Origin of the sequence: Parapedobacter pyrenivorans, assembly GCF_014636865.1 — a bacterium.
GTDB classification, from domain to species: Bacteria; Bacteroidota; Bacteroidia; order Sphingobacteriales; family Sphingobacteriaceae; genus Parapedobacter; species Parapedobacter pyrenivorans.
Genome location: NZ_BMER01000002.1, coordinates 268094 through 292233, shown reverse-complemented (window position 1 = coordinate 292233; position 24140 = coordinate 268094). Strand labels below are relative to the sequence as shown.

Below are 24140 nucleotides of genomic sequence, written 5' to 3'. Positions count from 1 at the left end.
ATATTCCGTGGTTAAGTACTATAAATGCACTGGATAAAATCGAATAGTTTAATAACAACGCAGTCATTTTAGCCATCCTTTGGGTGGCTTTTTATTCTATCTTCGCGCCATGTTTAGCCGCGTCCTTGTTTTATTTCTTTTTTTAACCAGTACATGCACAACAACCCAATACCTTTCCGGCGAGGTTGTCCGTGTTGCTGATGGCGATACGTTTACGATGTTGGTGGAGGGGCAGCAGCAACGCATCCGGCTGCACGGAATCGACTGTCCGGAAAAGGGGCAGCCATATAGTCGTGTTGCAACACAATTTACCAAAGATATGCTTGCGTTGGGCAAGGTAAAGGTTCAGCAGCTAGATACCGATCGCTACGGGAGGGTTATTGGTATCGTCCTGATCAATGGTACCATCAACCTTAATGAACGCCTTTTGGAGGCGGGTCTAGCCTGGCATTACAAAACCTACGACCCCAGCCCAGAGTGGGCGAGAATGGAAACCATAGCAAAAACATCCAAGCGTGGACTTTGGGTAGAAAAAGATGCGGTAGCCCCGTGGGAATGGCGCAAACGCAAACGAGCTGAGCGTAGTAAATAAGGCGTTCGATCGAAACGTTGGATGCAATCTGTAACGCATTGAATTGCAAGCCGGCTGATATATCTTGCCCTGGCAATATATTGTTGCTTTTGCCTGTGCCATTGTGGATAAGGATCACTTTTTTAGCCAGTGATCGTAATACGTCAATGCAGACCGCCGATGTTTCAAAAACGTAGCCGGCATATTTTCAAAAGGTTCCAAGACAAAAGTAACCGGCTTATCAGCTGGCCAAACCCAATAATTCCCTTGCAAAACAGCATCTGGAGAGCGAAAGTTCCAGTCCGTAAAATTGATCAGCGAAAACTCAGACATGGATAGCGTATCAAGGTTGATTCCGGTTTCACCTAATGTTTTTGGATCGGTGTAATGACCGGTTATTCTAGCATCCAACTGTTGATCATTTTTGCTGAACAGGATATGGTCTACCACTAAACCAATTGCCCCGTTATTTTTAACCTTGTTGTCAAACGCGAGGATACCGTGCAATTCGTCGACTACCGCAAGGCTATCCTCGGGCAGCATAACGATCGAAAAAAGGTCTTCTTGCCTAACGTCAAACGTTTTGTCTACCGGGTTAATAGTCACCGTTACTTTTCGGCTTAATATCCGGCTATCTTCCATTCCAATCATGGAAGCAATTGCAAAAAACAAAATAGTTATTGGATCCATAATCTAATCGTTTTACCAACCAATCATTCGCTGCGGTATACCAACATCTTTTTCCCAACAACAACGAGAATCACCCAAATGGTCACTATCCAAATCAATGTTTATTACTCATCCTAAAGTCGGTATTAATTTAAGGGCCTAGTCCTTTAGGTCTTATAAAAGTAAGTGATTAACCATCAATTTGCAAACACTCATAGCGGAATGAACCGCTAAAATTTTAATAAAACTATATCTTTGCCAGGTAAACCAATTGAAAGCATCAGTACAGAATACAACCACGATGAGGAGGAGTGAAATGAAGAAGCTATCTTAGCGATTGCTTGTCATTATGCTTAATATCACTTTATGATAATGTCGTCAAGAAAAAGTCAATTCGTCTATTGGATGCTAGGCATTCATTTCTTTGCCGTAATCCAAGGTTGCCTTCCATCGGATGAGTCGACAATCAGTGCTAAAAATTTGAACCATTTAAAAGATAAATATAGCGTCGAAACCTTGAATTACTTTTACGAAACGGTTTTTCACGAGGATGGCAACGGTAAAAGAAATATCATTACAAAATGGAATTCTAACCCTGCGATTGCAATTTTAGGCCATGCGACTGAAGTTGAGATCGGATATGTCGAAAGAGCGATTTCGGAAATAAGTGAGTTGAATCTTCCCATCAAGTGTTCGCTTGCCAAAACTAGTGATTCCGCATCAATTAAGCTGTTTTTTGGGGCTTTAAAAGAAGTTCACGCCTTTTTAAAGTTAGACAGCGTTTCCATAAGCGATAATGATTCCGATGAACATTTCGGAATGGGGAGATCAACTGCTTATGATGGCATTATAGAGCACGCTAACGTCGGCATTTATTGCACGGAAAAGGACCTTACCCACTCAACAAGGTACAAGGTCGTGCTAGAGGAAATCTTACAATCGCTTGGTATCGTAGGCGACAGTTATAACTATCCGAGCAGTCTTTTCTTTCAGAATTACAATCCGGCTAAATCGTTAACACCATTAGACGTTAACGTACTGTCATTGCTCTATGAACCTGTAATTCATGCAAACTACACGAGAGAGTCATTTGAAAAGGACTTTGCTGATGAGCTCTACGCAGTTAATACACACCAGAAGATTAAAAATTTACTGGAAAAATACCCGCAAACGTCGTATGAGGATGTTGAAAAATGTTTTTTCGAAGGAGTCTTCCTAAAGCACCCTAAAGAAACAAACCTGTACATGTATGGACCGATAAAAAAGGAAGACTCACTCACCATAGCGCATGCTATTTCGGCCCTCAATAAGCTATCACCCAATATAAACCTCAAGCTAGCTGAGCCACCCGCTATTGAACCCAGTCACGGAATTATTTTAGACTTCCGTCAATCGGACCACCAAAAGGAATCGATAAAAGGCAGTAACGAAATAATCGCTGGAAGAACGTGTATGTTTCCCAAGCTTATTAAGAATAAAGTACTGCTCGCCTTCAACACCAGTGAAAGCGCTCAAGCATTAAGGCAGCGGAGCATAACTGATGCGATCTATTTCAGCTTAATCCAGATGCCACAAGAGCCGTCCCGCACTAACGAGTTGTTTAGAGTTAAGGGGAGTGGAATAGCATTTACCCCGCGATACGCAAACTTGTTGAAGCTGGTCTATTCCAACGAATTTATAGATGGTCTGAAATTAATCGATTTCAAGGAAATTAAATTGAACATGGGCAAATGAACGTTTTAATAGTTTATCAAATTCGGCGCACAAGCTCGGCTTCACCATGTTCATCCGAAAGGTTAAGGAATTCAAGCGGACACAAATAATACATCAACCCTGCACTGGCAAGGCAAGGCGTTAAATTCATCCCTTAAATAATGAAGTTCATCAGAAAAGTAGGAGGCGTTCAACTAAAATCTTATCCGGAAGCTTTAATTTTGAAAGATGATCCAAATGAAAAAAAAGGACATAAAGCGAATACTTATATTTTTTGTTTCTACACTGATCTATGCGTTATGCCAGATGCTTTTCAGCATTATCCTCATGAAGGAGGATCTATGGCATAATTTCCATATCCAGTTATCGGCCCATTATGTCGTGATTTTTAGCATGTGCATAGCCGATTATGGATTGCTGCGTCTCTTGAACAATTATTTACCCTATTCCAAGAATATATTTTATCGCGTTGTGGCAGACATCGCTGGGATCACCTTAATATGCCTCGCACTCTTATGGCTATTCAATTACTTGATATACGAGATTTTATTGATCCCCGAAGCTGGGCTACCACCGTTTGCGGTAAAGTTCGCGTTTGCCATGGCGGCAAATATCCCCATATTATTGGTGTTTGAACTGATCTATTACTTCCAGTCCGAGCAGAAAGCCATAGCCGACTCCGAAATAGCCAAACGTAAGGTGCTTTTATTCCAGCACGAAACACTACGCTCGCAGATAAATCCGCATTTCCTGTTCAATTCGCTCAATGTACTCTCTTCCCTGATATACATCAGTCCGGATAATGCCAACCGGTTTACAAAGGCCCTCTCCAAGACCTATCGCTATGTGCTTTCCCTCACGCGGCAACCACTCGTATCCGTTGGAGAAGAACTCGATGCCCTGGATTCGTATATCTTCCTGATGAGGATGAGGTTCGAAAACTCGTTCACCTTTAACGTAGACAGGAAGGCAGACCGTAAGAACAGCATGATCATTCCCCTTACCCTGCAACTACTTATAGAGAATGCATTCAAGCACAACGTTGCAACCGAAGAGTCGCTACTGCACATACAAATAACCATAGACAACGAATACATCAAGGTTGAGAACAATCTACAGCCATCCAACGATGCCGAGAAAGGCGGCATCGGACTGGAATACATTGCCGAGCAATATAAAATGCATGCCCAAGCGGTGCTGATTGAGCATTCCGAAAAACAGTTTACCGTAAAAATCCCTTATATCCAGCCATGAGATACCTGATAGTAGAAGATGAGCGGTTCGCCTACGAAGAACTTAAGCGCATGATGACCAACTTGCGCCCCGGTTATCTGCTCGAAAGCTATACCAAAACGGTCATCGATACCATCGCGTTTCTGAAGGGGTTTTCCGTAGACCTGATACTGATGGATATCCGTCTGGCAGACGGTAACTGCTTCGAAATATTCAATCACGTAGATGTTACCACGCCCGTCATATTCACTACCGCCTACGATGAGCATGCCGTCAAGGCGTTCAAAATGAATAGCATTGATTACCTGCTGAAGCCATTCGACGAGCGCGAACTGGAGGTAGCATTGACTAAATTTGAGCATATTTTCCACAACAACCATCATCCTGGCACCAACCCCAAGCACCTGGAGCAGCTATTATCACGCAAAACCAAAAACCGCTTCCTGATATCCAAGGGAGAAAACTACCATTACATAGAGACCACGGATATCGCCCATTTTTATAGTGAAGATGGGGTCGTCTTCCTGCATACGTTCAGCGATAGGCGGTTTATCATCAATTACACCTTGGATCAATTGGATCAACAGCTCGATAACCGGCTTTTTTTCCGCGTTTCACGAAATTGCATCGGGAATGTAAAAGCCATTGAAAATGTGGCCAGGTACTTCAACAGCCGCCTGAAACTCTCCTTTCTGCCCGCATGTCCCCACGAGGTTCTGGTAAGCCGTGTGCGCGTTCCGGACTTCCTGAAATGGATGGACGGGATCGTCGACTAGCCCCGCACAGAAAATCCATTCGTTCGATACTCAATTCCATCCCCTAAATCCTGAAGCCTATCGGTTCCGGCTTCCGGCATCTCGCCCTTCACTGTTCCTTTGTTCCAGAATAAAGCAAAAAACACAAATTTTAGCACAAAGATCACAAGCCACCAGCAAATCATGAAGTCAACAACATTATTCTTAATCACACTTGTTACGCTAGGCTATCTGGAAGGAAAAGCACAGCAACTGTCTTTCCGAACCGAGTACCTTGGCAATTCGGGCTACTACTACCTGCCTCCCGGCGAGAAGCCAAGGGAGAAAATAGGGGATGCAAAAGGCTCCGCGATGGTGTACCAAGCCGGGTTCAGTATGCCGTTATACCTGAAATTAAATGAGAACAATCGCCCGACTGCCTGGGGTATTGGTTTTGGCGGAGCATACGTATCGCTAAAAAGCCAAAATTTCTCGCAACACATGGTCTCGGAGATCATGAACCTGCAATTGGGCGTTTATCATCTCCGACCCCTGAACGAGAGGTGGTCGTTGCGGGCAAGTGCCGGGATGGGGATATTTACTCCATCTGCCAATTTTTCCAAAATCAGCTTCAAGAATGTACTCGGCAGCGGCGGACTGGTTTTTATCCGGCACCTCAACCCCAGTCTCGACATTGGCGGCGGTGTGGCCATAAACAGCTCCCTGGGTTATCCGATGGTATTCCCGGCGGTATATGTCAATTGGAGACACAAGGGGAAATTTGACGTGAACATAGAGCTGGTCGAAGGTTTGGATGTAGCAGCAGGTTATTCCTTTAATGAAAGGTTGAGACTCTCGTATGCCCTTGAAATGAACGGACAGGTTGCCCTGCTCGAAAAGGACGGCAAGGCTATCATATTCTCCCACCAGTATATCGTTACGGGGTTCCGTCCCGAAGTGAAACTTAGTAACAGGTTGTCTCTAATCGGGATGGCAGGCCTAAACCTGTACCGACCGGCAGCCTACAGCGACCGGACCTTGAAGGGGGTATTTGCGGGTGACAACGATTACCATTTTTCCGTGTCCCCATACGCATCGATCGGCCTAAAGATGAAGTTTAAGTAATGAAACTCAAACGAGCCTTACAAACCGTTGCCTATCGGGGCATCTATTCGGTGACCTTTGTTGTGGGATTGCTGCCCATGTGGTTCCTCTATGCAATGGCTTCTATTGCCTTTTTTATGACCTATTACATTGTCGGGTATCGGAAGGCGGTAGCGCTCCAAAATGTGGCGCGTTCCTTCCCCGATAGACGGTATGGAGAGATCCAGGCCATTGTAAAAAAGTTCTACGCTTGCTTTGCAGCCTATTTTGCCGAAATCTTAAAAGGGGTCTCCGCTCCGGCAGCAGTGCTAGGCAAAAAAATAATCGTTGAGAACACAGCGCTGATAGACCGGTATATAAAATCGGGGCGTAATGTGATTGCCTGTTTGGGACATTGCGGTAATTGGGAATTATTGAACGTTATGCCATGCAAGATTCCACACGCAGTCTATGCCGTTTACAAACCGCTCAGGTCGCCGGTAATGGACAGGCTTACCGTCAAGATCCGGTCGCGTTTCGGCATGAAGTTGATAGCCGATAGCGCCGTTGTACGCCATATGCACGCCAAAGACGCGCATCCAGCCGTCTATCTTTTTCTTGGAGACCAATGCCCGCGCATAAGGGAAGAAAACTACAGGTTTACTTTGTTAAACCAGGAGACATATTTTTTTTCGGGGATGGAAAAACTGGCCCGGAAGACCCGGTCCGCGGTTGTTTATCTGCATATCACGCAGGTATCAAAAGGGTATTACCGTGTGGCCTGCTTGCCGCTGAGTTCCGAGGCGGAAACCACTCCCGAAGGTGAGGTAACGAAAAAATACATCGACCTATTATCCGAAAACATAAGGGAAGAACCGTACGGTTGGTTATGGACGCATCAACGATGGAAAAGATAGCAAGCCGTCAGGCTTTACGTGGCCACGTCATTACCGATTTTTCAACAAAACATTCAAGCCAAGGATATGTTATCCTATTATCAAAAAAAATAAGGAGAAACACAATGGATAATTTAAAATTGAAGGGAACCTGGAACGAGTTAAAGGGAAAAGTGAAACAGAAGTGGGGGGACTTGACTGATGATGATTTAACGTACGTCGAGGGAAAGGAAGATGAACTAATCGGTAAATTACAAAAGAAGACCGGACAGACAAGAGAAGAAATCGTAAGTTATTTGAACAGCCTTTAATCATTGCTAGTGCAGAAAGGGCTATTCAATAAAATGTTCAAAAAGATCTCCGAAACGCTAAGCGATCGGGGATTTTTTGATTGGTTAAGCCCGCCATATTTTAATGCATTCACCTATTGGTGAATAAACGAATAGGTGTATGTGGATTGTATGGGCCTTATTGGCTGCGGTGTCTGCTGCTTTGGTTATCGTGTTAACCAAAGCTGGGCTAAAAAATGTCGACTCAAGTTTAGCATTCGCTATTCAGGCAGTATTAATACTTTTGATTACATGGTCAGTCGTGCTGTACCAGGGAAATCTCAATGCAATTAAATCCATTGAAAAAAACACTTGGATATTCCTGCTCAGTGCAGGAATTTGTACTTCACTTTCTACGTTGTTTTCATATAAAGCTTTATCCTTGGGGCCTGCATCGTACGTTGTTACGCTAGAACGCTCATCGTTGGTTATAGCCATACTTCTTGCTGTTTTATTTCTTAAAGAGAAAGTTACCTGGCAACTTATCGTCGGCGCGGCGATTATGATTGCTGGTGCCGCACTGATTACATTTTCCGATAATGCCAAATAATTACAAATGCACAGGTAAAGGCCTGGCTGTCATCGCCATCATCTGAGATCCAAATAGTATACTGAATAGATTTTACAGCCAATCAACGCTATGGAATTGAATGAAGGTTGATGTTGGTGGGAAAACTATTTGGGTAAAGACGTAATCTTCCGAAGGCTTTTATTGGCCTGAGCCAGTTTTCTTGGAGCAAGCACTTTGCCCTTAAGCTTGTTAAGCTGCTCATCAATGATAATGGTCACCTTTTTCCCAAAAACCACATCCTCAATTTTAACCGCCTTTTTCATAACATACAAAATTACGTTATTTTTCTTTTAATAAGAAAGCCATTAGCTGGACAAACTCAGGCCACTTCAATCTCCATATTCATTTTTGTCAGATCCGCAATAAACCCTGGTTTATCCTTTGGTGAAATAAAAACGCTACCAAATTTATGCGTGATATTCTAATATTCGGGACACCCTTCATAGCCGATTATAAACGGATATAAACGGTTAAAATCGGTTGCCTTTTTGCTAAATAAATTATCATCAAATATATTTGCCTCACAAGTCAATACTAATCAGATTCCGGTTGCCTGGACTGTTCTGATCAAAGCGATCGTTATGCTTTTCGAGTATAGCATGCCATTGCGCTCATGCCGAAATCAAATGACTCCAGCAGATGGTGTCAGCTTACCACATCTATTGTTCCAAAAACGTAGCGGCATTGATAACAGGAATATCTTTATACGGATGGAGCACGAGTAAATCTTGATCTCCGGTAATGATGGCACTCGCCTTGGCGCTCAATGCGATTTCTAGAAATTTATTATCCTTCGGATCTCGGCAATCCGTTACTGTATGCCGTGGGTTAATATATACCGCCAGAGAATCAAAACCTTCAATAATCTCTAGCCGGACAGCGAGTGGGAGATACCGATCGAATTTAGGGCGAACAAATACACCTTTAAACTCATCGGCCGTTGCTTTAGACAAGACTATATGCCCCATTCTTCGGGCGCGGTTTAGCGCCTGCCTAGCGACGGAATTGGGCAATAAAAATGAACTGATTAGCGTGTTGGTGTCAAATACGAATAGCTTAATCCTCTTCACTCAGTAACTGGTTTAGTTTGGTTTCGGTTAACCCATTTTTTTTCGCTGTTCTCCCAGCTTTATCCAATAGCTTATCAAATTCAGCTTCCTTCAATTCTCGGAGCATATCAGCTATTTTACGCTCATATTCTGCCTTGAGCGCAGGAGCACTGTTTCTCCAAACTCGGGCCAACGCACTATCAACCTCTAATACGATGCGATCCATAATAATGTTCCTTTCTGTCAAATGCATTTATACAAATTTACAAAATGTTTTGATAAACCTGAATTCTCACTAAATTTCGAAGCTGAGACTCCTCGAAAAACGACTCGGCTGGATAATGAAATGTAATCCAACGTGAGCTGGTAAGAACCCCTTCCATCGCTGTGGTTATTCATATTGCTTATGAGGTTTGATTTTCCATAACCCTCGCTAAAAATTACTATATTGTAGCGCCAATACGAATCGCTATGCATGCCAAACCTGTTATCTACGATTTTCCCATTCATTTGCGCAAGGATGAGTCAGTCAGCTCCCGGTATCTCTCATGGTTTCGCGAGGACATCCGAAGGCTAGACGATACCCGTTTTTTGGCTTGGCTAACTGCCGATATCGTTAAGCAAGATGGCCATATACATTGGCCTGATAATCTAGATCAGATTATTGGGTTTATGTTGTTGCCGCTCGTGATATTGGGCATTTTGGCTATTTCGTATGTGTATAGCCGGAAACCTGTACCGAGTGGAAGGACGCACTATCAAACAACTGATCCGTACCAACTGGCCGTTAGTGGGAACCGTTAGCAAGAGCAAAGGCGGATTCCGAGAGCAGTAAAAAACGTGGATGCTTAATCCAATAGCTTCCAAGATATTTTAAGTTGTTGAGCAGGTCAACAACTAACAATAAATATACCCTAATTTGATTGAAACCTATTTCGACGGCGTGGCACTTTCATAGCACAGGCCGTTCAGCTTGGCAGATTATTACTTCGGATTTCGTTATTTGGTGCATACCAACCCGATGAAAACGCAGACGAGATTATCGAGGAGATACGTGGTTCAACGTGTTTTCAAGGAATATTGAGTCCAAGCGGGCGCGGAAATGTCCGATTTTTACAATACTAAAAGCTGGCATGTTTCGATATTCGTACCTGCCAACACACGCTCAGTTTTTAAAAACATGAAGCTGTGTTTTGGTTTTTTACTCAGAAATTAATAAAAACATCACTATTCAAATCACAGATAGGCATGCATGATAATAAATATGGTAATCTCAAATCAAAAAATATGTTAGACATTTTATTTAAAAGAATCCATTTATTGGGGTTCTCCATCCTTTTTATGTTAGTTGGATGCAATAACGAGGATTTAGTGACTAAAAATCATATCGACGGAACATTCAAGTGCTTCGAAGGCGAATTAGACGGTGAAATATTTGAACTCCCAATTGACGGTTTCAGTCTTGAGATTAAAATAGAGTCAGTTAACGATCAAGAAGCAATGGTAGAAGTAATACCTTATGGAGATGGCAACCCAATTGATTTTCCATCCCAACGTTGTAATCTCAAAACTGATGCAGACGGCTATCTCAATTTGATCTCCAAGAAAGATGGATCGATGTATGTGATTTTTTACGACAGGGAGACTATTGATTGTTATCCAGGCAATGGCACTCGGTTATCAGGTTCGCGAAATGGCAAAAAACCTAAGTGGTGGGATTGATGATACAGCAAATGCTAAGTAAATACAGCAATTGGTTGATGATAACAACAAGCCTTCATCACGTTTATGGAGCGTATATCTACAACACACCCGAACGCTTGCACGTACTGGCCGTTAGCATTCCGGTAATCATAATCACTTATTTTTTTGATAGGTACTTTCGAAAGAAAACAGTGCCTTATAAAAAAGTTCCAACCCTACTTTATGCTATTGTGATATTTGTTCCATCACTATTATTAATAGGTCTTCTAGAAGGTATCTATAATCATGTATTGAAGAACATATTGTTTTTTAGCAATGTGCCGGAAGATACTATCAAGAAGACTTTTTACAGTTTTTACGAACCCGAACTTGTTGAAATGCCCAACGATGCCATTTTTGAACTTACCGGAATTTTTCAGGGAATACTAGCCATAGCATTGGCGATACAATTTGTTCGGTTTGTTTCTAAACAGCTGCATCCGGGCAAGGATTGATCAGCCGATTTTAAGGATTGTTGAAAATTTTAGTTATTTAATTCGCCCGATCGAATCAACGGATATCCGGGCGGCATACATTGTGCCGCCGAAGGATGAAGTCATTTCGTTGATCTTAGTTAGCTCTCCATATCCCACGTTGCTACTGTGCAAGCCGTTTTTCGTTGATTGCATAGCCCTGTAGAAGATATTCCTTGAGTCGTTGCGTGGCCCAAATGCGGAACTGGGTACCCCGTTTTGAATTTACTCTATATCCTACAGAGATGATGGCATTCAAATTATAGAATTTCACGTTTCTACGTATTTGACGTTTGCCTTCCGTTTGAACTACCGAGGATTTCTCGGTAGTTGATTTTTCTTCTAATTCCTTTTCCTTACATTTTTCAACCCAGCAATTACATGGCATGAACGCTATTCTACTACAAAGCTCATCATCACAAGGCATAGTCCTTCCCCTCGTCGTTTTGGCATTTTCGATACTCCTGTTTTTTGCGATACGGGGTGTATTTCTTTGGTATTGGAAAGTGGATATCATTCTAAAAAACCAAGAAGAAACCAATCGCTTATTAAGGGGCATTGCTCGCCATTTGGAATCGAGGAGTGATTCAACGACTCGGCTGGATAATGAAACGTAATTCAACGTGAGCTGGTAAGAACCCCTTCGGTCGCTGGGGTTGTTCATATTGCTTCGCGTCGTTTTACTATGGATTTCTAGAACTCATTTAGTTCCACAGGATGTTTTCAAATACCATTTTCATTCCGTTGCATTGATCTGCGTTGGTGAAAAACACATAACCAAACTGCTTTTTGGGATCGATCATGAAAGACGAAGTATAACCCAAGTTATTTCCCCCGTGCCAAAAATTGGTTGATTCTCCGATTTTAATTTCAGCCAAACCAAGTGTCCACGCATTAATTCCGAAAATACTCCTAAGCGGATTGTCTGCTGATAATTCGATTACCGGTTTGAACATATCGCTGTAGGATTCCCGTTGGTTCATCAGCGCGATCAAAAACTTTGAAAAGTTCGCAGCGTTAGCGTATAGACCACCGGCGGGGTCGAACATGGATCGGTCACGTTCATCTTCCACTGGCTTACCGTCCTGATAAGCGGTTGCCAGTTTACTGGCAACTTTCGCGGTAAGTACAAAATGAAAATCTTTCAATTTGAGCGGCCGGGCTATTTCGTGTTGAAAGTTTTCATCGAGTTGCCAGAGTGTTATGTTATTCAGGTTGGCCACAACTTTCGCCAAGTACATGTAAGCTTCTCCCGAATAGGCGAATTCTTGTCCCGGATTGAAGGCCAACTCCATTGTTGGTGATTCTCGCCAGTTTGGTAAGCCGGTCGTATGGCTTAGCACCATCTGGGCGGTTATTTCCTTATAGCGTTCATCTACAATATCAGGTTCGGGCAGATATTTGTAGAGCGGCCTGGTCAAATCAATTTTCCCTTCTTTAGCCAATGTTAATACGTAGTAACTAAATACCGGCTTTGACATGGAAGCGGCTTCAAAAAATGTGGTGGCCGTTACTTTTTTCTTCTTGGCGATATCCGCAAAACCGAACCCCTTGCAATAAACAACCTTTCCTTCATTAAGGATTGCTACAGACATTCCGGGTACGTCTAATGAGTCCATAGCCTGTCTTATGGTTTGCTCTAATTTTGGTATACTAATTGGCTGGTCATAATAATTGGAAACTTGACCCAAAGCAATAGTGGTAGATAATAACATAAACGCCAGCGCCATTAGCGTTTTGTTAGCATGATTGAGTCGATATTCTAACATTTTTTAGGACTTCATATGATTATCTCCCTACCGTTCTTAACCTTGTCCAATCTTAACTGTTAAATTAAGTTACTGTTTTTTAAAATAACCTCTCAGAGCATGATCAGGTTCTTTTAGCCGCCAACTTTGTTGGCAACTTGCACATTTGTAAACATAATCGCCATCATCTTTGTCTCTAATTCCATCATGTCTAAATTTTACAAAACTCATGCTACCAGTTCCCAGTTTCTTCGTTAGTTCTAAGTCAAAATTCAGCCATTCGTTGCAAGATAGAAATGACCGATGTTCAGAAAGAAAGCAATCTTCACACATTTTAATAGGTTCGTTAATTACCTCATCTCCATTTCTACGTATCGCTGGATAATTGTGGCAAAGCCTTTTTCCAGCCAATAATCTGACGAGACCATACCGCTTGACATGCCGCCTTTACTGTACCTTTCTACGAAGATATTGTTGCCGCGTTAGGAGGTTCGCCAGTTAATTCTTTGAAGAATTTGTGTAACAGTCGATCTAATTCTAACGCAGATACCGGAACATTCATCTTTTGAAATTTCGATTTAAGGTCCTCCCATAAGAATGGATCACCGCGTAGGCCCCATCCTGAAGGATTGGTGTCAAAGTATTTTGAAGCGTTTTTCTGTTTCATAATGCGGAACTGGTTATGCTGGTCAATTATTTATGACCAAGATACGAAGACAGATCAATCTATTCAAATCGTCATTAATTATGTTGGCCGTTATAAGTCCACTATCTTGCCAGCAATCTCTCTGCAATGCTCCATATTTCCCGACAAGCACATGATTTCAGTTTCAATCTTGAAAAGTGCGGCGGCAATGGTTTCTTTATTCGCTCCACTTATTTTTAGGTTGAATATTTGGGGGAGATAACTATAATATTCATCTCTTGCTCCTTCGTACACATTCACGCCGATCGGATCCCATTCATACCAAAGGATTTCATCAATTTGTTGGTAAAGAATCTTTTGCTCCGGGGTCATTTGCTTTATCGTCGTCTCGGATTCAAATTTGAAAAAGAAAGATCAAAAAAACTCATTGCCTTACATCTGGTAATTACATGCGCCAAATGATGGCTGCAATGCCAGGCATACATGCCAATAGTTTCATCCAAGGTAAACTCTTGCCCGTGTTCGGGGTGGATATATTTCCGTTTAAGCGATTTTTCGTCAAGGTTTTTCAAAACACCTCGGAGTGGTAAAATCGGGAAAGACGGTTTTATTTTTATTACCATTGATCTGCAAAATTAAGAAAGCCGGTCAAATCACCTCAATCTCCGGATTACACAGCGCTTCACTGTTTTCAACATACAACGTCTTGACAGCCCCCAATCCCCGTGCTCAGTCTATCCCAAAATCCGCAAGTACAGGAAGGTGGTCACTTAGTGCAAACCCTTTCGGATCATCATTATTCATCCGGAAATTTCCCTCGTACAGGGATCGGCATTCTTTTATCCTGCTAGCGAGGGTTTCCGTGCAATAGATGTAATCTATCCTTTTGACAGGTTTGACCGCATTCGTGGTATAGCCATCGCCCTGGCCACCGATCTTAAATGCATCTACCAGTCTACCACTGTTTAAGCGTTCATACTCTGGGGTATCCGGTGCGTGGTTCAAATCGCCTTGGAGAAGGATGTAATCAGCATCGCCAGCCGAATCGTGTTCTATCGCGGCCAGCATCGCTGCGATTTCTTCCAATCGGATCCGGGTATCGTTTTCTTCTTTGGCGAAAGGCCATAGGTGCGCGGAATGGACAATGATGGATTTCCCGTCCGGCAGGCGGAGTTCCGCTTTCCCCCAATGCCTGGTAAACAGTTCCTCCATATCTCCGTCCTTGGTTGCAAACGGCCTGGTTTCGGAGCTCCGGATTTCAAAATGGGTAAGGATAGCCCCGGGGAATTTTCCTTTTCCGTTTTTTCCGCCGGGGAAAAAGGCATAATTCATACCAAGCATTTTTGCCATTTCGGCTACGGTTTCTTCACCGGGCGACTCCGAAAAATTGATAATATCAGGTTGGTATAAAGCCAACTCCTGCATGATCCTGGCAGGGAATTGCCCCAAGTCTCTCGCCGCCTTAACCAAGGTGCTCTCGTCACCGGGCGGCAAATCACGACCATTAATGCCTTTGTAACCGATGCAGCCATTGAACACGTTGTATGAGATCGACCGGATGGTTTGCGAGTTTTTGGCGGAAGTTCGTTCGGGAACCGGATTCTGCCGGAGCCGGCCAGCATGTGCTGTTTTCCCAAAAGGCAGTAAACTTAAACCAAGGAGTGATAAGGCAGATTGCTTTAAAAATAGCTTTCTTGTTGTCTGGGACTGGTGCTGGTGTTTTTTGGTTCTGTACATGACGTGTTCGTACTTATTTTGATGAATGGGGAACGATAAACTGAACGCTCAAGATATTGATTCGATTGCCTCTAACCAAATCTGTATCTAGTTGAGGGGATCGATTAATGATTTTTACGGTTACCGGTTGTGAAGCGGGTATCTGGGGGCGGAAAGACGCCGTCGCAAGGTTATGCCGCTCTGTATGCTTGGTTCCCAAGCTTTCCCAGGAATTTCCTCCATCTTTAGATACCTGGATTTCCAATGCGAAGTCAGGTCCCACTTCGGACGTGGCCGGCATGGATACAAACTCGACATCGACTTGATCCAGCCCAGGTAAAGTAAAGGCGGTTTCGATAAAACCGGGGCCTAACAGATCAGGTGTTCCCCGGTTGTTGACACCGATCAATCGTGGCGCCATAGGCCGATAGTCGGTTGGTTCTTTATGGTACACGAGCGCACCATCAAACAGCCACATCCCGCTCGGTGCAATCACATTTCCGGCAGGGTATAATCCCTTAATAACGGCGCGCTTGAAATCCTCTCGGATGGTATCCCGCCTAGCTGGCGTGGTGCTACACATAGGAGGCAGGACAAGCTCTGCCATTACAGGCGCGTGATCTGATGGGTAAACTCCAGCGTAGCTGTCCGTAATCACTTTGCGCTTCGCGATGTGAATGTTGCTGCAATTTGCGACAAAGAGATGATCTATCCGGTTCGTACCGGATAATCCGCTGCCATAATTCGTAAAGGTACCCTGAAAGGGGTTGATTAGCTCTTCAGCATACAGGTGAGTGTCTTGGAAAAACCCCTCCGCAATCAATGCTTGATAGGTAGAGGTCGTCTGATTGAAGTTGAAATCCCCGCCAAGGATAGCAGGATAACCAGAGGCCACCTGTTTGATCCGATCCGAAATAAGTTGCAGCGTAGGTAAATAGGCCTCCGTATCGAAATCTAGGTGGGTGCTGAAATAATAGAAGATACGTTGGGTGGATTTATCCTTGAATTTGCCCCACTGACAAATGCGGTATTGGGTGTTATTCCAGCCTTTACTGAGTACGTCTGGCGTTTCCGAAAGCCAGAACATACCCGAGTCCAACAACGCAAGTCGTTCCTCTTTGTAGAGGATGCCGACGGTCAATTGTTGGTCGGCCGAGGTACTTCCCATCACACTATGCCCTACATAAGCGTATTGGGGCAACAGGTTCGCCAAGTCGTTGAGTTGCGACCGGTAGGGTTCCTGTACGCCTACAATGTCAAAGGTGTAGTCACTAAACAATTGTTTTACAGTGTGTTTGCGCTGTTCCCATGGAATGGAAGTGCTATTTGTGTTATTGTATTCGATGTTAAAGGTAGCCGTGCGCAGTACCCTATTCGCCCGTAGGTAATCGATGTCTTCGATGATTGAGGGCAGTTTTTCGCAGCCCGAAAAGATCGTCATGAGCCCAGTCATGACGATCGTTAACATATGCATTGTTTTCATCAACTGCCGGCACGATCCCATCCAGGATTCTGTTCTAGATTCGTATTCAGTTGTAGCTCCTGCGTGGGGATGGGATAATAGTAGTCTTTGTCTTCATCCCATTGCTTAATGATGTCGGGCAGGTTTACAATACGCCCGCCACTGGTGCCGTTTTCCAATACGAGCTCCCCCAAGCGTTGGTATTGGCGCCCCGGTATGGCCGTTGGTGCTTGCCCCTGATAGATGACAAGGTCGATGCTGCCATTATGGTCGAGGTCGTATTCACCCACTCCCGGGAAATACATGCCGTAGAATGGCTTTTCCAGTCGGGCGCCTTCTTTCCAGCGCAACAGGTCTCGGTAGCGATGTCCTTCCTTGACCAGTTCGATACGACGTTCGCGGCGTATTTCCAGCAGCACGCCGGTATTAGCATCCGCTTGTATTTGTGCATACTCACCTAACAGATATGGATCTGGATTGGCGTTGGCAGCTGCAACGTCCAGATTGGGCATGGCTACACGGTCGCGCAGCAGTTTGATGCTTTGGTCGATGTCCGTCTGGGTAATCGTGCCCAGTTCCGCTTTGGCTTCTGCAAAATTGAGCAGTACCTCCGCATACCGGAAGATGGGCATGTCATTGGTAGATTGTCCCGAATCGAAGGCCGGTGCCAGTACGTATTTCACGTATTGGTAGCCGGTTACACTGGTGGCAAAATCCGGAACCGAAACCTCGTTGCGGCCTATGCGTTTGTATCCGGGTGTACGGATCGTCTGCGCCATACGCGGATCCCTGTTTTGGGTCTCTTCGAAAAACTGCATCGTTTCGTAGCCGGGAATAGCGGTGAACCGGCTTCCGTCTTTCATCAGGTAACTGTTGACGACCGATTTCTGCATGCCTGGGCGACCGTATGACGCGGACAGAATATAAAAGTTGGCCGAGTGGACGAAGGGCACGGAAGCATCGTATCGCCGCGCGAGGATCACCTCACTCGTAATGGCGTCTTCGGCAATAAACAATTCCTGGTAGGCCGTGCTGGGATCGCCGGCATAGATGCTGTAGGTTCCCGAGTGGATTAACGCCTCGGAAGCCTCCACGCATTCCTGCAAGATTTCCTCCCAGTTGCCCAAGCCGTGATATTTGCGAAAGGTGCCTTCAAACAGGCATATACGTGATTTGAGCGCCAAGGCGGTCCATTTCGTAATCAACTGTCCACTTTTGGCCTCCTGGCAGTTGGCAATTGCAAAGTCGATGTCACTGAGCATGTTGGCAAAAACCAGTTCACGCGGATCACGCGCTTTTGTAAGGCCTTCGTCGTCGATATCGAGTACGGAATCGTACCAGGGCACGTCGCCAAAGCGAACCAGCTTATCGAAGTAAAAATAGGCGCGGAAGAAGCGGGCGATGCCATCATACTGTAGCCGGGCTGCTTCGTCTGTACACTTATGCGAGTTTTCCAGGTAGAAATTTATGCGTCTTAACTCCGCCCAGTCCCAGCCTCCACCACTAGATGGCGTTTCGCGGGTACCCTGTATTTCGGCAGCCAATGTGTTGCGGGCTTCGTCATCCGCCTGATTGGGGTTGTTGTAGTGGATGGCCAAAGCATCCGGTAATCGATTGTAGAACGCATTGGTGTAGTTCTGTAATTCCGATGCAGAGCGGAAATAGTTTTCCGGGGCTAGCTCGGCAATTGGGTAACGTTCGAGGTAGTCGTTGTTGCACGAAACCGAGGCCGTTGCCAATAGTCCGAGAATATAGATACGTATGGTTTTCATGTCGTTTTTTCTGATGCTCGTTTAAAAGGAAATCTGTGCGCCGAATGAAAAGACCCGCCCAAAGGGGTAACTTCGTCCGGTATTATCGGTCATCACCTGTTCCGGATCGATGTAGTCTGATTTCAGCTTGGTCCACGTGTGCAAGTTTTCGCCTGTCGCAAAGAATCGGACTTGAGTCAACTTCACGCGATTGATCCAGTTCGTAGGCAAGCTATAGCCGACAGTAACGTTGCGTAATTTGCAATATGCCAAATCTTGCAGGTACATATCATTGGCAACAGACAGTTCGGAGTTTTGGGCTGTATAGCCGCGCAAGAATGGAAAATAAGCATTCGGGTTTTCAGGCGACCAGATTTTATCCGGGAAGTCGGACGGGATGAAAGAGTCATACGGACGGGCATATACCGACCAGAACGCCTGGCTTTCGAGGTTCGGGTACCAGTTTTGGCGACCGATACCCTGAAAAAATACAGATATATCAATACCATTCCAACTACCACCCAAAGTAAGCCCAAAGGAATAGCGGGGCTGGCTGTTTCCGATAATTCGCCGGTCGCCCGGATCGTCGAGCGTGTTCAGTCCTTGGTTGATGATGCCGTCACCGTTGAGGTCGAGGATCTTGATGTCGCCCGCCTGAAGCATACGAAGCTCGGCCGTCGGCGCCTGCACCCGTCGTCTATTGATCTGGTCCTGGTTTACTTCAGCGGCCCAGGCCTGAGCCTCTTCGGTTGTCTTAAAGAAGCCCGCGTACTGGTACCCCCAGATGTCGCCCAGTTGCTGGCCCTCGTAGAAGGTATTCAGCAGTTTGGCGGGATTGCTGAACCGGGTAATTTTAGACGTGTAATCGGAGAGGATACCCCGTACCGTATACGAAAACGGTTTGCTTGCCACCTGGAATTCGTCCTGCCAGCTTACCATCAGGTCGAATCCTTTGGTACGCAGGTCCGCAGCATTTTCCCGGGGTTCCGCTGCGCCAAAAACCTCCGGCAAGGTGCGGCCTGTGCTGAGCATTTTCCTCGTGTCACGTGTGTAGTAATCAGCTTCCACCGAAAACCGGTTTTTGAATAGATTCACATCCAAACCAATATTACTGGTAGTAATGCTTTCCCAAGTAAGTGTCGGCGCTACGGGCGAAGGCGGGTTAGTCACATTCAGGCGCTGTCCATTTACCAGGTAATTGATCTGATCGGTACCCATTGATGAGATGTAGCCATAGGTAGCTACTTCCTGATTGCCAAGTGTGCCGTAGGAATAACGGATTTTTAAGTTGTTTACTGTGTTTTTCAATGGCTCAAAAAAGGCCTCCTCACTCACGCGCCATCCGGCGGAGAACGACGGGAAGAAGCCAAACCGGCTTCGCTGGGGAAAACGAGACGTTCCGTCATACCGGCCACTGGCCTCAAGAAGGTACTTGCCCGCAAAATTGTAATTGAGGCGGTAAAATCCGCCGCGCACAGCCCACTCGTCGGCACCTGCACTGAACTGCCGTTCGCCGATCACGAGGTCGAGGTCGTTCAAGGACTCGGAAAGCAGCTCTTGGCCTACACCGCCCACACGTTTGTAAGTGCGGTCTTCCTGATTGAAACCAGCCATCGCAGTAAGGTTATGCTGGCCGAACTGCGTTTGGTATGTGCCAAAAACGTTGATGAGGTGCCAATGATACTTGCTCATCGTTTCGGTCAGTCGGTCCTGGTTAAGTGCACCCAGGTTGGACAGCTCCATTACCCCCGGATATTTGGAGTAATATTGGCGGGTTTGCCGGTAGGAGTAATCCGACCGGTACTCGCGATAGGTATAGTTACCTGTAACAGTAAGGCCTTTGGCGATCTTGAATACCGCCTCGGTAAGGTTGGTCAATTCGGTGCCCTTATTATACCCCCGCATGGTGCCACTTTCGAGCCCGTTGTGCAGGCCATAGCCAATGGGATAGCTGTTAATGCCTGAATAACCCGTGAGCGTACCATCTGGATTGCGCGGTACATACATGGCGTGATAATGGTAGGTCGGGCTGTTGCTTACATTATTATCTACATCGTTGAAGTTGGTCGAAAAGCCGTTCCAGTCGTAGGAAGATTTAAAGAAATGTGTGTTGTTGCTCACGGTGAGCCAGTCTTTGATATCGGTAGCAACTTTCGCCCGCAGGTTTTGCCGACGGAAATAATCCGGTTGGATATTGAAAACACCCTGTTCTTTAGACATCGCCCCAGATAGCGAATAGCTGGTCTTTCCACTTCTGCCCGAAAGGGTCAGGTTGTGGTCCTGCTTTGGCCTGTTGTCATCAAACAGGTAGTTGAACCAGTCAAAATTGGCATAATATCGGTAGATATCCCGGCCGCTGGCATCCTGTTTAACCATTACCCACGGCCTATCCGGATTTTCGGTTTTGTCGTTTACACGGGCTAGGAGTTCTTCGTAATCTTCGTCGGTATAACGCGTGGTTCGGTAACCCAACGCGTTGTACATCGCATCATCATTGATCTTGGCATTCCAGTACCCCGACGTGATGAAATCCGTATTGGTAGCATGCTGGGTAAAGCCAATGTTGGTGGAGTAAGTAATGTTGTTGCTTCCATCCTTGCCGCCGGTTTTGGTGGTGACCAGTATGACGCCGAATGCCCCGCGAGCGCCATAAACAGCAGCAGCAGAAGCATCCTTCAGCACCGTAACGGATTCTACGTCGTTTACGTTGATGCGGTCGAGGGTACCCAGTACCCCGTCAATCAAAATCAGCGGCCCACCACCATTGATAGACGTGTTGCCCCGTACATTCACGCTGCCGCTCGTGCCGGGCTGGCCAGAACCAAACACCACATTCAGGTTGGGTACGCTGCCTTGGAGCGCTTGCGTGAGCTGGGTAACGGGGCGCTCCTCAAATTCCTCGCCCGCAATGGTGCTGACAGCGCCAGTGAGATTGACTTTTTTCTGCTGCCCATATCCTACCACAACCACTTCATCGATATCGCTGATAGCGGGCTTTAAACGCACCGTTAAGGTGTTGGATGAACCAAGCGCCACCTCTTGACGTTGGTAGCCGACAATGGTAAACGTAAGCTGCGTATCGTCGCCACTAAGCCGGATCCGGAAATTCCCCTGCGCATCGCTGAAGCCGAGGGTTTGGCCATCGGCGTTTTGTATCGTCACGCCTTCCAACGGTTCGTCTGTGTCCGCATGCACGGTGCCGGTTACGGTTCGCTGTTGGGATTCGGAAACGGCGGTCACCACTGCAGGTACCGGCGTCGGTTCGTATCGGATAAAGATGTTGTTGGCTACGATCTTAAACGAGTAGGGGTGCCCCTTCAGCGAAGCGGAAACGGCCTCTTCGACGGTCGCGTCCGTAACCATAACATCAACACGAAGCGCGGCTAGCTCTGGATTATTGTGGATTACAGCGTAGCCTGTTTGTTTCTTGATCAACTGGAATACGGAAGCAAGCTTGGTATCATGGGCACGTAGTGTAACGCGCTGTGCCATGCTAGCCACTGAGGTTTGTAAAAACATCAAAGTGAGAACTGCAACAAATAACGAAAATCGCATGATGATTGTTGTTGTGCACCAAAAGCAACCGGATAACCGCAAGGACAATGCGGGCGTTGCATACCAATTAAATTTCATTACTTTTGTAATGTTTGAGTGAATACTGTTTTTAATGTCGCTAATTACTAATGGGTTGACTCAACGTCTAATGCGTCTTCTGATTGCCGTCAGAAGGCGCGTTTTCCCTCCCTGTTGTATGGTCAAAAAATGGTCGTCATGCAGGTCCTCCTTGTTTTAATTGTTCGTTATCGTGATCCGTGCCTTGCCGTTTACGGCTGAGACATCATACTTAAAATTAAAGAACGAAAGCAGCTCAAGTGGTGTATCAGCAGTGGTATTGCGATTGACCTCTCCGTAAAGCTTGCCCCTCGGGGGGGTACCGTCAAAAACAACTTCCACGTCATACCATCGAGCAAGTTGCCGCATTACTTCATCAATCGTACTACCCTCAAATTGGAACAAGCCGTTGATCCAGGCGATGGCACTACCTGCGTCAACTTGCCTCACGGCGGGATGCCCCGAGCCATCTACAAAAGATTCTTGCCCGGGGGCGAGTCGGATTGGACGGGAAGCCTGATCGGTGCTGACATCCACACTGCCTTCCACCAAGGTCGTTTTTGTACCAGGCTCATCGTGGTAACTATTGATGTTGAATTTTGTTCCGAGAACCGTTACCGTTTGCTTGTCTGTGATCACGCGGAAAGGTTTCCGGCTATCAGACATGACTTCGAAATACGCTTCGCCGGATAGTGTTACCGAGCGCTCCCGCTCAAAAAGGTTTACCGCGTAGGTCAGCGAAGACGCTGAATTAAGCCAAACGCGGCTGCCATCAGGTAACGTAAGCCGATACTGGCCACCATTGGGTGTGGTCATGGTATGGAGTTCGGCTCTGGTGGATTGCTTTATAGATTCCCGAGAAGATTCATAAACCAAACTTCCCTCCTCATTCTTGATCAATTGACCGCCTGATTCTCTTCCGAAGACTCCGATGGCCAGCTCATCGAGTGAAATGACGCGCCCATCAGACAGCGTTAGCGTCGCTTTGTCTGAGCCGGGCATGATCTGCCTAGCTTCAAGGGAGGCAGTTTCGACCGCCGGGCTGCCGGCAGAAAAAGGTTCGGATAACGTTACCGCAACGCTGATTGCTACTGCAAGTACTGCGGCCGCCGATACGTAATGGAACCAACGGAGTGGGCGCCTGGGCGGTTGGGGGCCGGCATGCGCACGTATCGCATTCAGGTCTTCGCTTATCTCTTCGCGGAGTGCACCACCGATAGGTTGATGATCGATGGCTTCGTACCACTGGTCGATGATCTTCCGCTCAGCATCGGTGCATTCCCCCGCTAGGTAGCGTTTCAGCAGTTGATGTATTTTCTCGTCTTCCGTCATGATACCTTTACGCTGGTGCGTACGGGTATATAGTCAGTTCAACTGCGGATTGGGAGTAGGGTAAACCCCATTTTTTTTAACAAAGTTTGCAGATCGTTGTAAATAAGGCGATTATTGTAATCCGATTTTTGGTTTTAGGATCTTCAGGGCGTTGGCGACCTGTTTTTTGACGGTGGTTTCGGACAGGTTGAGGTTTTCAGCAATTTCCTTGTGGGTGAGCTGCTCGTGGCGGCTCATCCGGAAGATTACCTGCATTTTCTCCGGAAGGTCGGACACGGCAGTTTCGATGACTTCGGATAAGTTGCGCTCACGCACCAAATGGTCGGTAGCCGGCACTCCGGCATGGAGACGTTTGGACAAATCCTGAAGAGCCGTTCCGCAGACCTTCTGATGCGCCATATAATTAATGACCCGGTACTTTGCAGCAGCAAACAAATAGGCAGAAACGCAAGTGTCTGTCGGTAGCGTTTGGCGTTTTTGCCAAAGTGAGGCGAATATTTCTTGGGCAATATCCTTCGCTTCTTCCCGGCAACCGATTTTTTTCCGGAGCAATAGATAGATTGACTCCGCATATCGCCGGTATATTTCGGAAAAAGCGTTGCTGTCGCCGTTGCAAAGATCGACAACCAGCTCGGCGTCGGTTATTGTACAGTCAGAAGACATTATAATATACTTGTTTGAATATCTGTTCCGCAGTCAAAAAATTCAATTGGCACTGTCCAAAGATACCGAAACCAAGTCAATTTTTCATTACCCTAATGTTAACTGTTTGTTGGTTAGGAGCGTGCCGCTTACGGCTGCTCCAATGC

The 24140-nt window shown here is 45.8% G+C and carries 28 protein-coding genes; 14 read left to right on the top strand and 14 right to left on the bottom strand.

What is annotated here, in order from left to right:
- The first annotated feature begins 109 nt into the window (after positions 1-109).
- Both IEV98_RS13085 and IEV98_RS24730 read left to right on the top strand, forming a co-directional pair.
- A complete protein-coding gene (locus IEV98_RS13085) occupies positions 110-592 on the top strand; it encodes a thermonuclease family protein (RefSeq protein ID WP_188506454.1) in 483 nt (160 codons plus the stop codon).
- On the top strand, positions 589-768 hold the full coding sequence (locus IEV98_RS24730) for a helix-turn-helix domain-containing protein (RefSeq protein ID WP_371870671.1): 180 nt from the start codon (positions 589-591) through the stop codon (positions 766-768). Before IEV98_RS13085 ends, IEV98_RS24730 begins: the two co-directional genes overlap by 4 nt.
- Here IEV98_RS24730 and IEV98_RS13075 read toward each other — a convergent pair.
- A complete protein-coding gene (locus IEV98_RS13075) occupies positions 707-1261 on the bottom strand; it encodes a hypothetical protein (RefSeq protein ID WP_188506452.1) in 555 nt (184 codons plus the stop codon). The genes IEV98_RS24730 and IEV98_RS13075 overlap by 62 nt on opposite strands.
- Positions 1262-1645: 384 nt before the next feature.
- Between IEV98_RS13075 and IEV98_RS13070 the strand changes: the two genes are divergently transcribed.
- The 8 genes from IEV98_RS13070 to IEV98_RS13040 all read left to right on the top strand — a co-directional run bounded on the left by IEV98_RS13070 (position 1646) and on the right by IEV98_RS13040 (position 7778).
- Positions 1646-2974 carry a DUF2927 domain-containing protein gene (locus IEV98_RS13070; protein WP_229738736.1) on the top strand — a complete coding sequence of 443 codons (1329 nt, stop codon included), beginning with the start codon at positions 1646-1648 and terminating at the stop codon, positions 2972-2974.
- A gap of 140 nt (positions 2975-3114) precedes the next feature.
- Positions 3115-3303 (top strand): hypothetical protein, encoded by a 189-nt coding sequence (locus IEV98_RS24505; RefSeq protein ID WP_229738735.1) that lies wholly within the window; start codon positions 3115-3117, stop codon positions 3301-3303.
- Positions 3281-4207 carry a sensor histidine kinase gene (locus IEV98_RS13065; RefSeq protein WP_229738734.1) on the top strand — a complete coding sequence of 309 codons (927 nt, stop codon included), beginning with the start codon at positions 3281-3283 and terminating at the stop codon, positions 4205-4207. Before IEV98_RS24505 ends, IEV98_RS13065 begins: the two co-directional genes overlap by 23 nt.
- On the top strand, positions 4204-4962 hold the full coding sequence (locus IEV98_RS13060) for a LytR/AlgR family response regulator transcription factor (RefSeq protein WP_188506449.1): 759 nt from the start codon (positions 4204-4206) through the stop codon (positions 4960-4962). Before IEV98_RS13065 ends, IEV98_RS13060 begins: the two co-directional genes overlap by 4 nt.
- 162 nt (positions 4963-5124) lie before the next feature.
- A complete protein-coding gene (locus IEV98_RS13055) occupies positions 5125-6045 on the top strand; it encodes a DUF6268 family outer membrane beta-barrel protein (protein WP_188506448.1) in 921 nt (306 codons plus the stop codon).
- Positions 6045-6920, top strand: coding sequence for a lysophospholipid acyltransferase family protein (locus tag IEV98_RS13050; RefSeq protein WP_188506447.1), 876 nt, complete (start codon positions 6045-6047; stop codon positions 6918-6920). The genes IEV98_RS13055 and IEV98_RS13050 overlap by 1 nt, the downstream gene beginning before the upstream one ends.
- Before the next feature lie 104 nt (positions 6921-7024).
- Positions 7025-7210 (top strand): CsbD family protein, encoded by a 186-nt coding sequence (locus IEV98_RS13045; protein ID WP_188506750.1) that lies wholly within the window; start codon positions 7025-7027, stop codon positions 7208-7210.
- A gap of 139 nt (positions 7211-7349) precedes the next feature.
- Positions 7350-7778, top strand: coding sequence for an EamA family transporter (locus IEV98_RS13040; protein WP_188506446.1), 429 nt, complete (start codon positions 7350-7352; stop codon positions 7776-7778).
- 125 nt (positions 7779-7903) lie between these two features.
- On the opposite strand, the gene IEV98_RS13035 is transcribed toward IEV98_RS13040, so the two are convergent.
- The 3 genes from IEV98_RS13035 to IEV98_RS13025 form a co-directional block, all read right to left on the bottom strand.
- A complete protein-coding gene (locus IEV98_RS13035; protein ID WP_188506445.1) occupies positions 7904-8062 on the bottom strand; it encodes a hypothetical protein in 159 nt (52 codons plus the stop codon).
- Between the two features lie 396 nt (positions 8063-8458).
- Complete coding sequence (locus IEV98_RS13030; protein ID WP_188506444.1) at positions 8459-8869, bottom strand: putative toxin-antitoxin system toxin component, PIN family; 411 nt, start codon at positions 8867-8869, stop codon at positions 8459-8461.
- Positions 8856-9074: a hypothetical protein gene (locus tag IEV98_RS13025; protein ID WP_188506443.1), complete on the bottom strand. Its 219-nt coding sequence runs from the start codon at positions 9072-9074 to the stop codon at positions 8856-8858. Before IEV98_RS13025 ends, IEV98_RS13030 begins: the two co-directional genes overlap by 14 nt.
- 245 nt (positions 9075-9319) lie before the next feature.
- On the opposite strand from IEV98_RS13025, the gene IEV98_RS13020 reads away from it, so the two are divergent.
- The 3 genes from IEV98_RS13020 (at position 9320) to IEV98_RS13010 (ending at position 11046) form a co-directional block, all read left to right on the top strand.
- A complete protein-coding gene (locus IEV98_RS13020) occupies positions 9320-9652 on the top strand; it encodes a hypothetical protein (RefSeq protein WP_188506442.1) in 333 nt (110 codons plus the stop codon).
- Positions 9653-10096: 444 nt separating this feature from the next.
- Positions 10097-10570, top strand: a complete 474-nt coding sequence (locus IEV98_RS13015; protein ID WP_188506441.1) for a hypothetical protein — start codon at positions 10097-10099, stop codon at positions 10568-10570.
- A gap of 38 nt (positions 10571-10608) precedes the next feature.
- Entirely contained in the window at positions 10609-11046 is a 438-nt protein-coding gene (locus IEV98_RS13010; RefSeq protein ID WP_188506440.1) for a hypothetical protein, read from the top strand.
- Positions 11047-11188: 142 nt separating this feature from the next.
- Here the strand turns inward: IEV98_RS13010 and rhuM are convergent, their stop codons facing one another.
- Positions 11189-11452, bottom strand: a complete 264-nt coding sequence (rhuM, locus tag IEV98_RS13005; protein WP_229738778.1) for a RhuM family protein — start codon at positions 11450-11452, stop codon at positions 11189-11191.
- Between rhuM and IEV98_RS24500 the strand changes: the two genes are divergently transcribed.
- Entirely contained in the window at positions 11451-11681 is a 231-nt protein-coding gene (locus IEV98_RS24500) for a hypothetical protein (RefSeq protein ID WP_229738780.1), read from the top strand. The two genes, rhuM and IEV98_RS24500, sit on opposite strands and share 2 nt — an antisense overlap.
- Before the next feature lie 87 nt (positions 11682-11768).
- On the opposite strand, the gene IEV98_RS13000 is transcribed toward IEV98_RS24500, so the two are convergent.
- The 9 genes from IEV98_RS13000 to IEV98_RS12960 all read right to left on the bottom strand — a co-directional run bounded on the left by IEV98_RS13000 (position 11769) and on the right by IEV98_RS12960 (position 23994).
- Positions 11769-12833, bottom strand: coding sequence for a serine hydrolase domain-containing protein (locus tag IEV98_RS13000; protein ID WP_188506439.1), 1065 nt, complete (start codon positions 12831-12833; stop codon positions 11769-11771).
- A 736-nt stretch (positions 12834-13569) separates the two neighbouring features.
- Entirely contained in the window at positions 13570-13830 is a 261-nt protein-coding gene (locus IEV98_RS12995) for a hypothetical protein (RefSeq protein WP_188506438.1), read from the bottom strand.
- A gap of 5 nt (positions 13831-13835) precedes the next feature.
- Positions 13836-14081 carry a DinB family protein gene (locus IEV98_RS24725; RefSeq protein WP_188506437.1) on the bottom strand — a complete coding sequence of 82 codons (246 nt, stop codon included), beginning with the start codon at positions 14079-14081 and terminating at the stop codon, positions 13836-13838.
- Positions 14082-14187: 106 nt separating this feature from the next.
- Positions 14188-15195 (bottom strand): endonuclease/exonuclease/phosphatase family protein, encoded by a 1008-nt coding sequence (locus tag IEV98_RS12985; RefSeq protein ID WP_188506436.1) that lies wholly within the window; start codon positions 15193-15195, stop codon positions 14188-14190.
- 13 nt (positions 15196-15208) lie between these two features.
- Positions 15209-16642 carry an endonuclease/exonuclease/phosphatase family protein gene (locus IEV98_RS12980; protein ID WP_188506435.1) on the bottom strand — a complete coding sequence of 478 codons (1434 nt, stop codon included), beginning with the start codon at positions 16640-16642 and terminating at the stop codon, positions 15209-15211.
- A gap of 14 nt (positions 16643-16656) precedes the next feature.
- Positions 16657-18408, bottom strand: coding sequence for a RagB/SusD family nutrient uptake outer membrane protein (locus IEV98_RS12975; RefSeq protein ID WP_188506434.1), 1752 nt, complete (start codon positions 18406-18408; stop codon positions 16657-16659).
- Between the two features lie 21 nt (positions 18409-18429).
- Positions 18430-21879 carry a SusC/RagA family TonB-linked outer membrane protein gene (locus IEV98_RS12970; RefSeq protein ID WP_188506433.1) on the bottom strand — a complete coding sequence of 1150 codons (3450 nt, stop codon included), beginning with the start codon at positions 21877-21879 and terminating at the stop codon, positions 18430-18432.
- A 297-nt stretch (positions 21880-22176) separates the two neighbouring features.
- Positions 22177-23331, bottom strand: coding sequence for a FecR family protein (locus tag IEV98_RS12965; RefSeq protein WP_188506432.1), 1155 nt, complete (start codon positions 23329-23331; stop codon positions 22177-22179).
- A 111-nt stretch (positions 23332-23442) separates the two neighbouring features.
- A complete protein-coding gene (locus IEV98_RS12960; protein WP_188506431.1) occupies positions 23443-23994 on the bottom strand; it encodes an RNA polymerase sigma factor in 552 nt (183 codons plus the stop codon).
- Positions 23995-24140 lie beyond the last annotated feature (146 nt).

Excerpts from the sequence above, each read along its gene's own strand:
- IEV98_RS13085 (WP_188506454.1), top strand. The coding sequence starts at position 110 with ATGTTTAGCCGCGTCCTTGTTTTATTTCTTTTTTTAACCAGTACATGC.
- IEV98_RS13075 (WP_188506452.1), bottom strand. The coding sequence starts at position 1,261 with ATGGATCCAATAACTATTTTGTTTTTTGCAATTGCTTCCATGATTGGA.
- IEV98_RS13070 (WP_229738736.1), top strand. The coding sequence starts at position 1,646 with ATGCTAGGCATTCATTTCTTTGCCGTAATCCAAGGTTGCCTTCCATCG.
- IEV98_RS24505 (WP_229738735.1), top strand. The coding sequence starts at position 3,115 with ATGAAGTTCATCAGAAAAGTAGGAGGCGTTCAACTAAAATCTTATCCG.
- IEV98_RS13065 (WP_229738734.1), top strand. The coding sequence starts at position 3,281 with ATGAAGGAGGATCTATGGCATAATTTCCATATCCAGTTATCGGCCCAT.
- IEV98_RS13060 (WP_188506449.1), top strand. The coding sequence starts at position 4,204 with ATGAGATACCTGATAGTAGAAGATGAGCGGTTCGCCTACGAAGAACTT.
- IEV98_RS13055 (WP_188506448.1), top strand. The coding sequence starts at position 5,125 with ATGAAGTCAACAACATTATTCTTAATCACACTTGTTACGCTAGGCTAT.
- IEV98_RS13050 (WP_188506447.1), top strand. The coding sequence starts at position 6,045 with ATGAAACTCAAACGAGCCTTACAAACCGTTGCCTATCGGGGCATCTAT.
- IEV98_RS13045 (WP_188506750.1), top strand. The coding sequence starts at position 7,025 with ATGGATAATTTAAAATTGAAGGGAACCTGGAACGAGTTAAAGGGAAAA.
- IEV98_RS13040 (WP_188506446.1), top strand. The coding sequence starts at position 7,350 with ATGTGGATTGTATGGGCCTTATTGGCTGCGGTGTCTGCTGCTTTGGTT.
- IEV98_RS13035 (WP_188506445.1), bottom strand. The coding sequence starts at position 8,062 with ATGAAAAAGGCGGTTAAAATTGAGGATGTGGTTTTTGGGAAAAAGGTG.
- IEV98_RS13025 (WP_188506443.1), bottom strand. The coding sequence starts at position 9,074 with ATGGATCGCATCGTATTAGAGGTTGATAGTGCGTTGGCCCGAGTTTGG.
- IEV98_RS13020 (WP_188506442.1), top strand. The coding sequence starts at position 9,320 with ATGCATGCCAAACCTGTTATCTACGATTTTCCCATTCATTTGCGCAAG.
- IEV98_RS13015 (WP_188506441.1), top strand. The coding sequence starts at position 10,097 with ATGCATGATAATAAATATGGTAATCTCAAATCAAAAAATATGTTAGAC.
- IEV98_RS13010 (WP_188506440.1), top strand. The coding sequence starts at position 10,609 with ATGATAACAACAAGCCTTCATCACGTTTATGGAGCGTATATCTACAAC.
- IEV98_RS24500 (WP_229738780.1), top strand. The coding sequence starts at position 11,451 with ATGAACGCTATTCTACTACAAAGCTCATCATCACAAGGCATAGTCCTT.
- rhuM (WP_229738778.1), bottom strand. The coding sequence starts at position 11,452 with ATGCCATGTAATTGCTGGGTTGAAAAATGTAAGGAAAAGGAATTAGAA.
- IEV98_RS13000 (WP_188506439.1), bottom strand. The coding sequence starts at position 12,833 with ATGTTAGAATATCGACTCAATCATGCTAACAAAACGCTAATGGCGCTG.
- IEV98_RS12995 (WP_188506438.1), bottom strand. The coding sequence starts at position 13,830 with ATGACCCCGGAGCAAAAGATTCTTTACCAACAAATTGATGAAATCCTT.
- IEV98_RS24725 (WP_188506437.1), bottom strand. The coding sequence starts at position 14,081 with ATGGTAATAAAAATAAAACCGTCTTTCCCGATTTTACCACTCCGAGGT.
- IEV98_RS12985 (WP_188506436.1), bottom strand. The coding sequence starts at position 15,195 with ATGTACAGAACCAAAAAACACCAGCACCAGTCCCAGACAACAAGAAAG.
- IEV98_RS12980 (WP_188506435.1), bottom strand. The coding sequence starts at position 16,642 with ATGTTAACGATCGTCATGACTGGGCTCATGACGATCTTTTCGGGCTGC.
- IEV98_RS12975 (WP_188506434.1), bottom strand. The coding sequence starts at position 18,408 with ATGAAAACCATACGTATCTATATTCTCGGACTATTGGCAACGGCCTCG.
- IEV98_RS12970 (WP_188506433.1), bottom strand. The coding sequence starts at position 21,879 with ATGGCACAGCGCGTTACACTACGTGCCCATGATACCAAGCTTGCTTCC.
- IEV98_RS12965 (WP_188506432.1), bottom strand. The coding sequence starts at position 23,331 with ATGACGGAAGACGAGAAAATACATCAACTGCTGAAACGCTACCTAGCG.
- IEV98_RS12960 (WP_188506431.1), bottom strand. The coding sequence starts at position 23,994 with ATGTCTTCTGACTGTACAATAACCGACGCCGAGCTGGTTGTCGATCTT.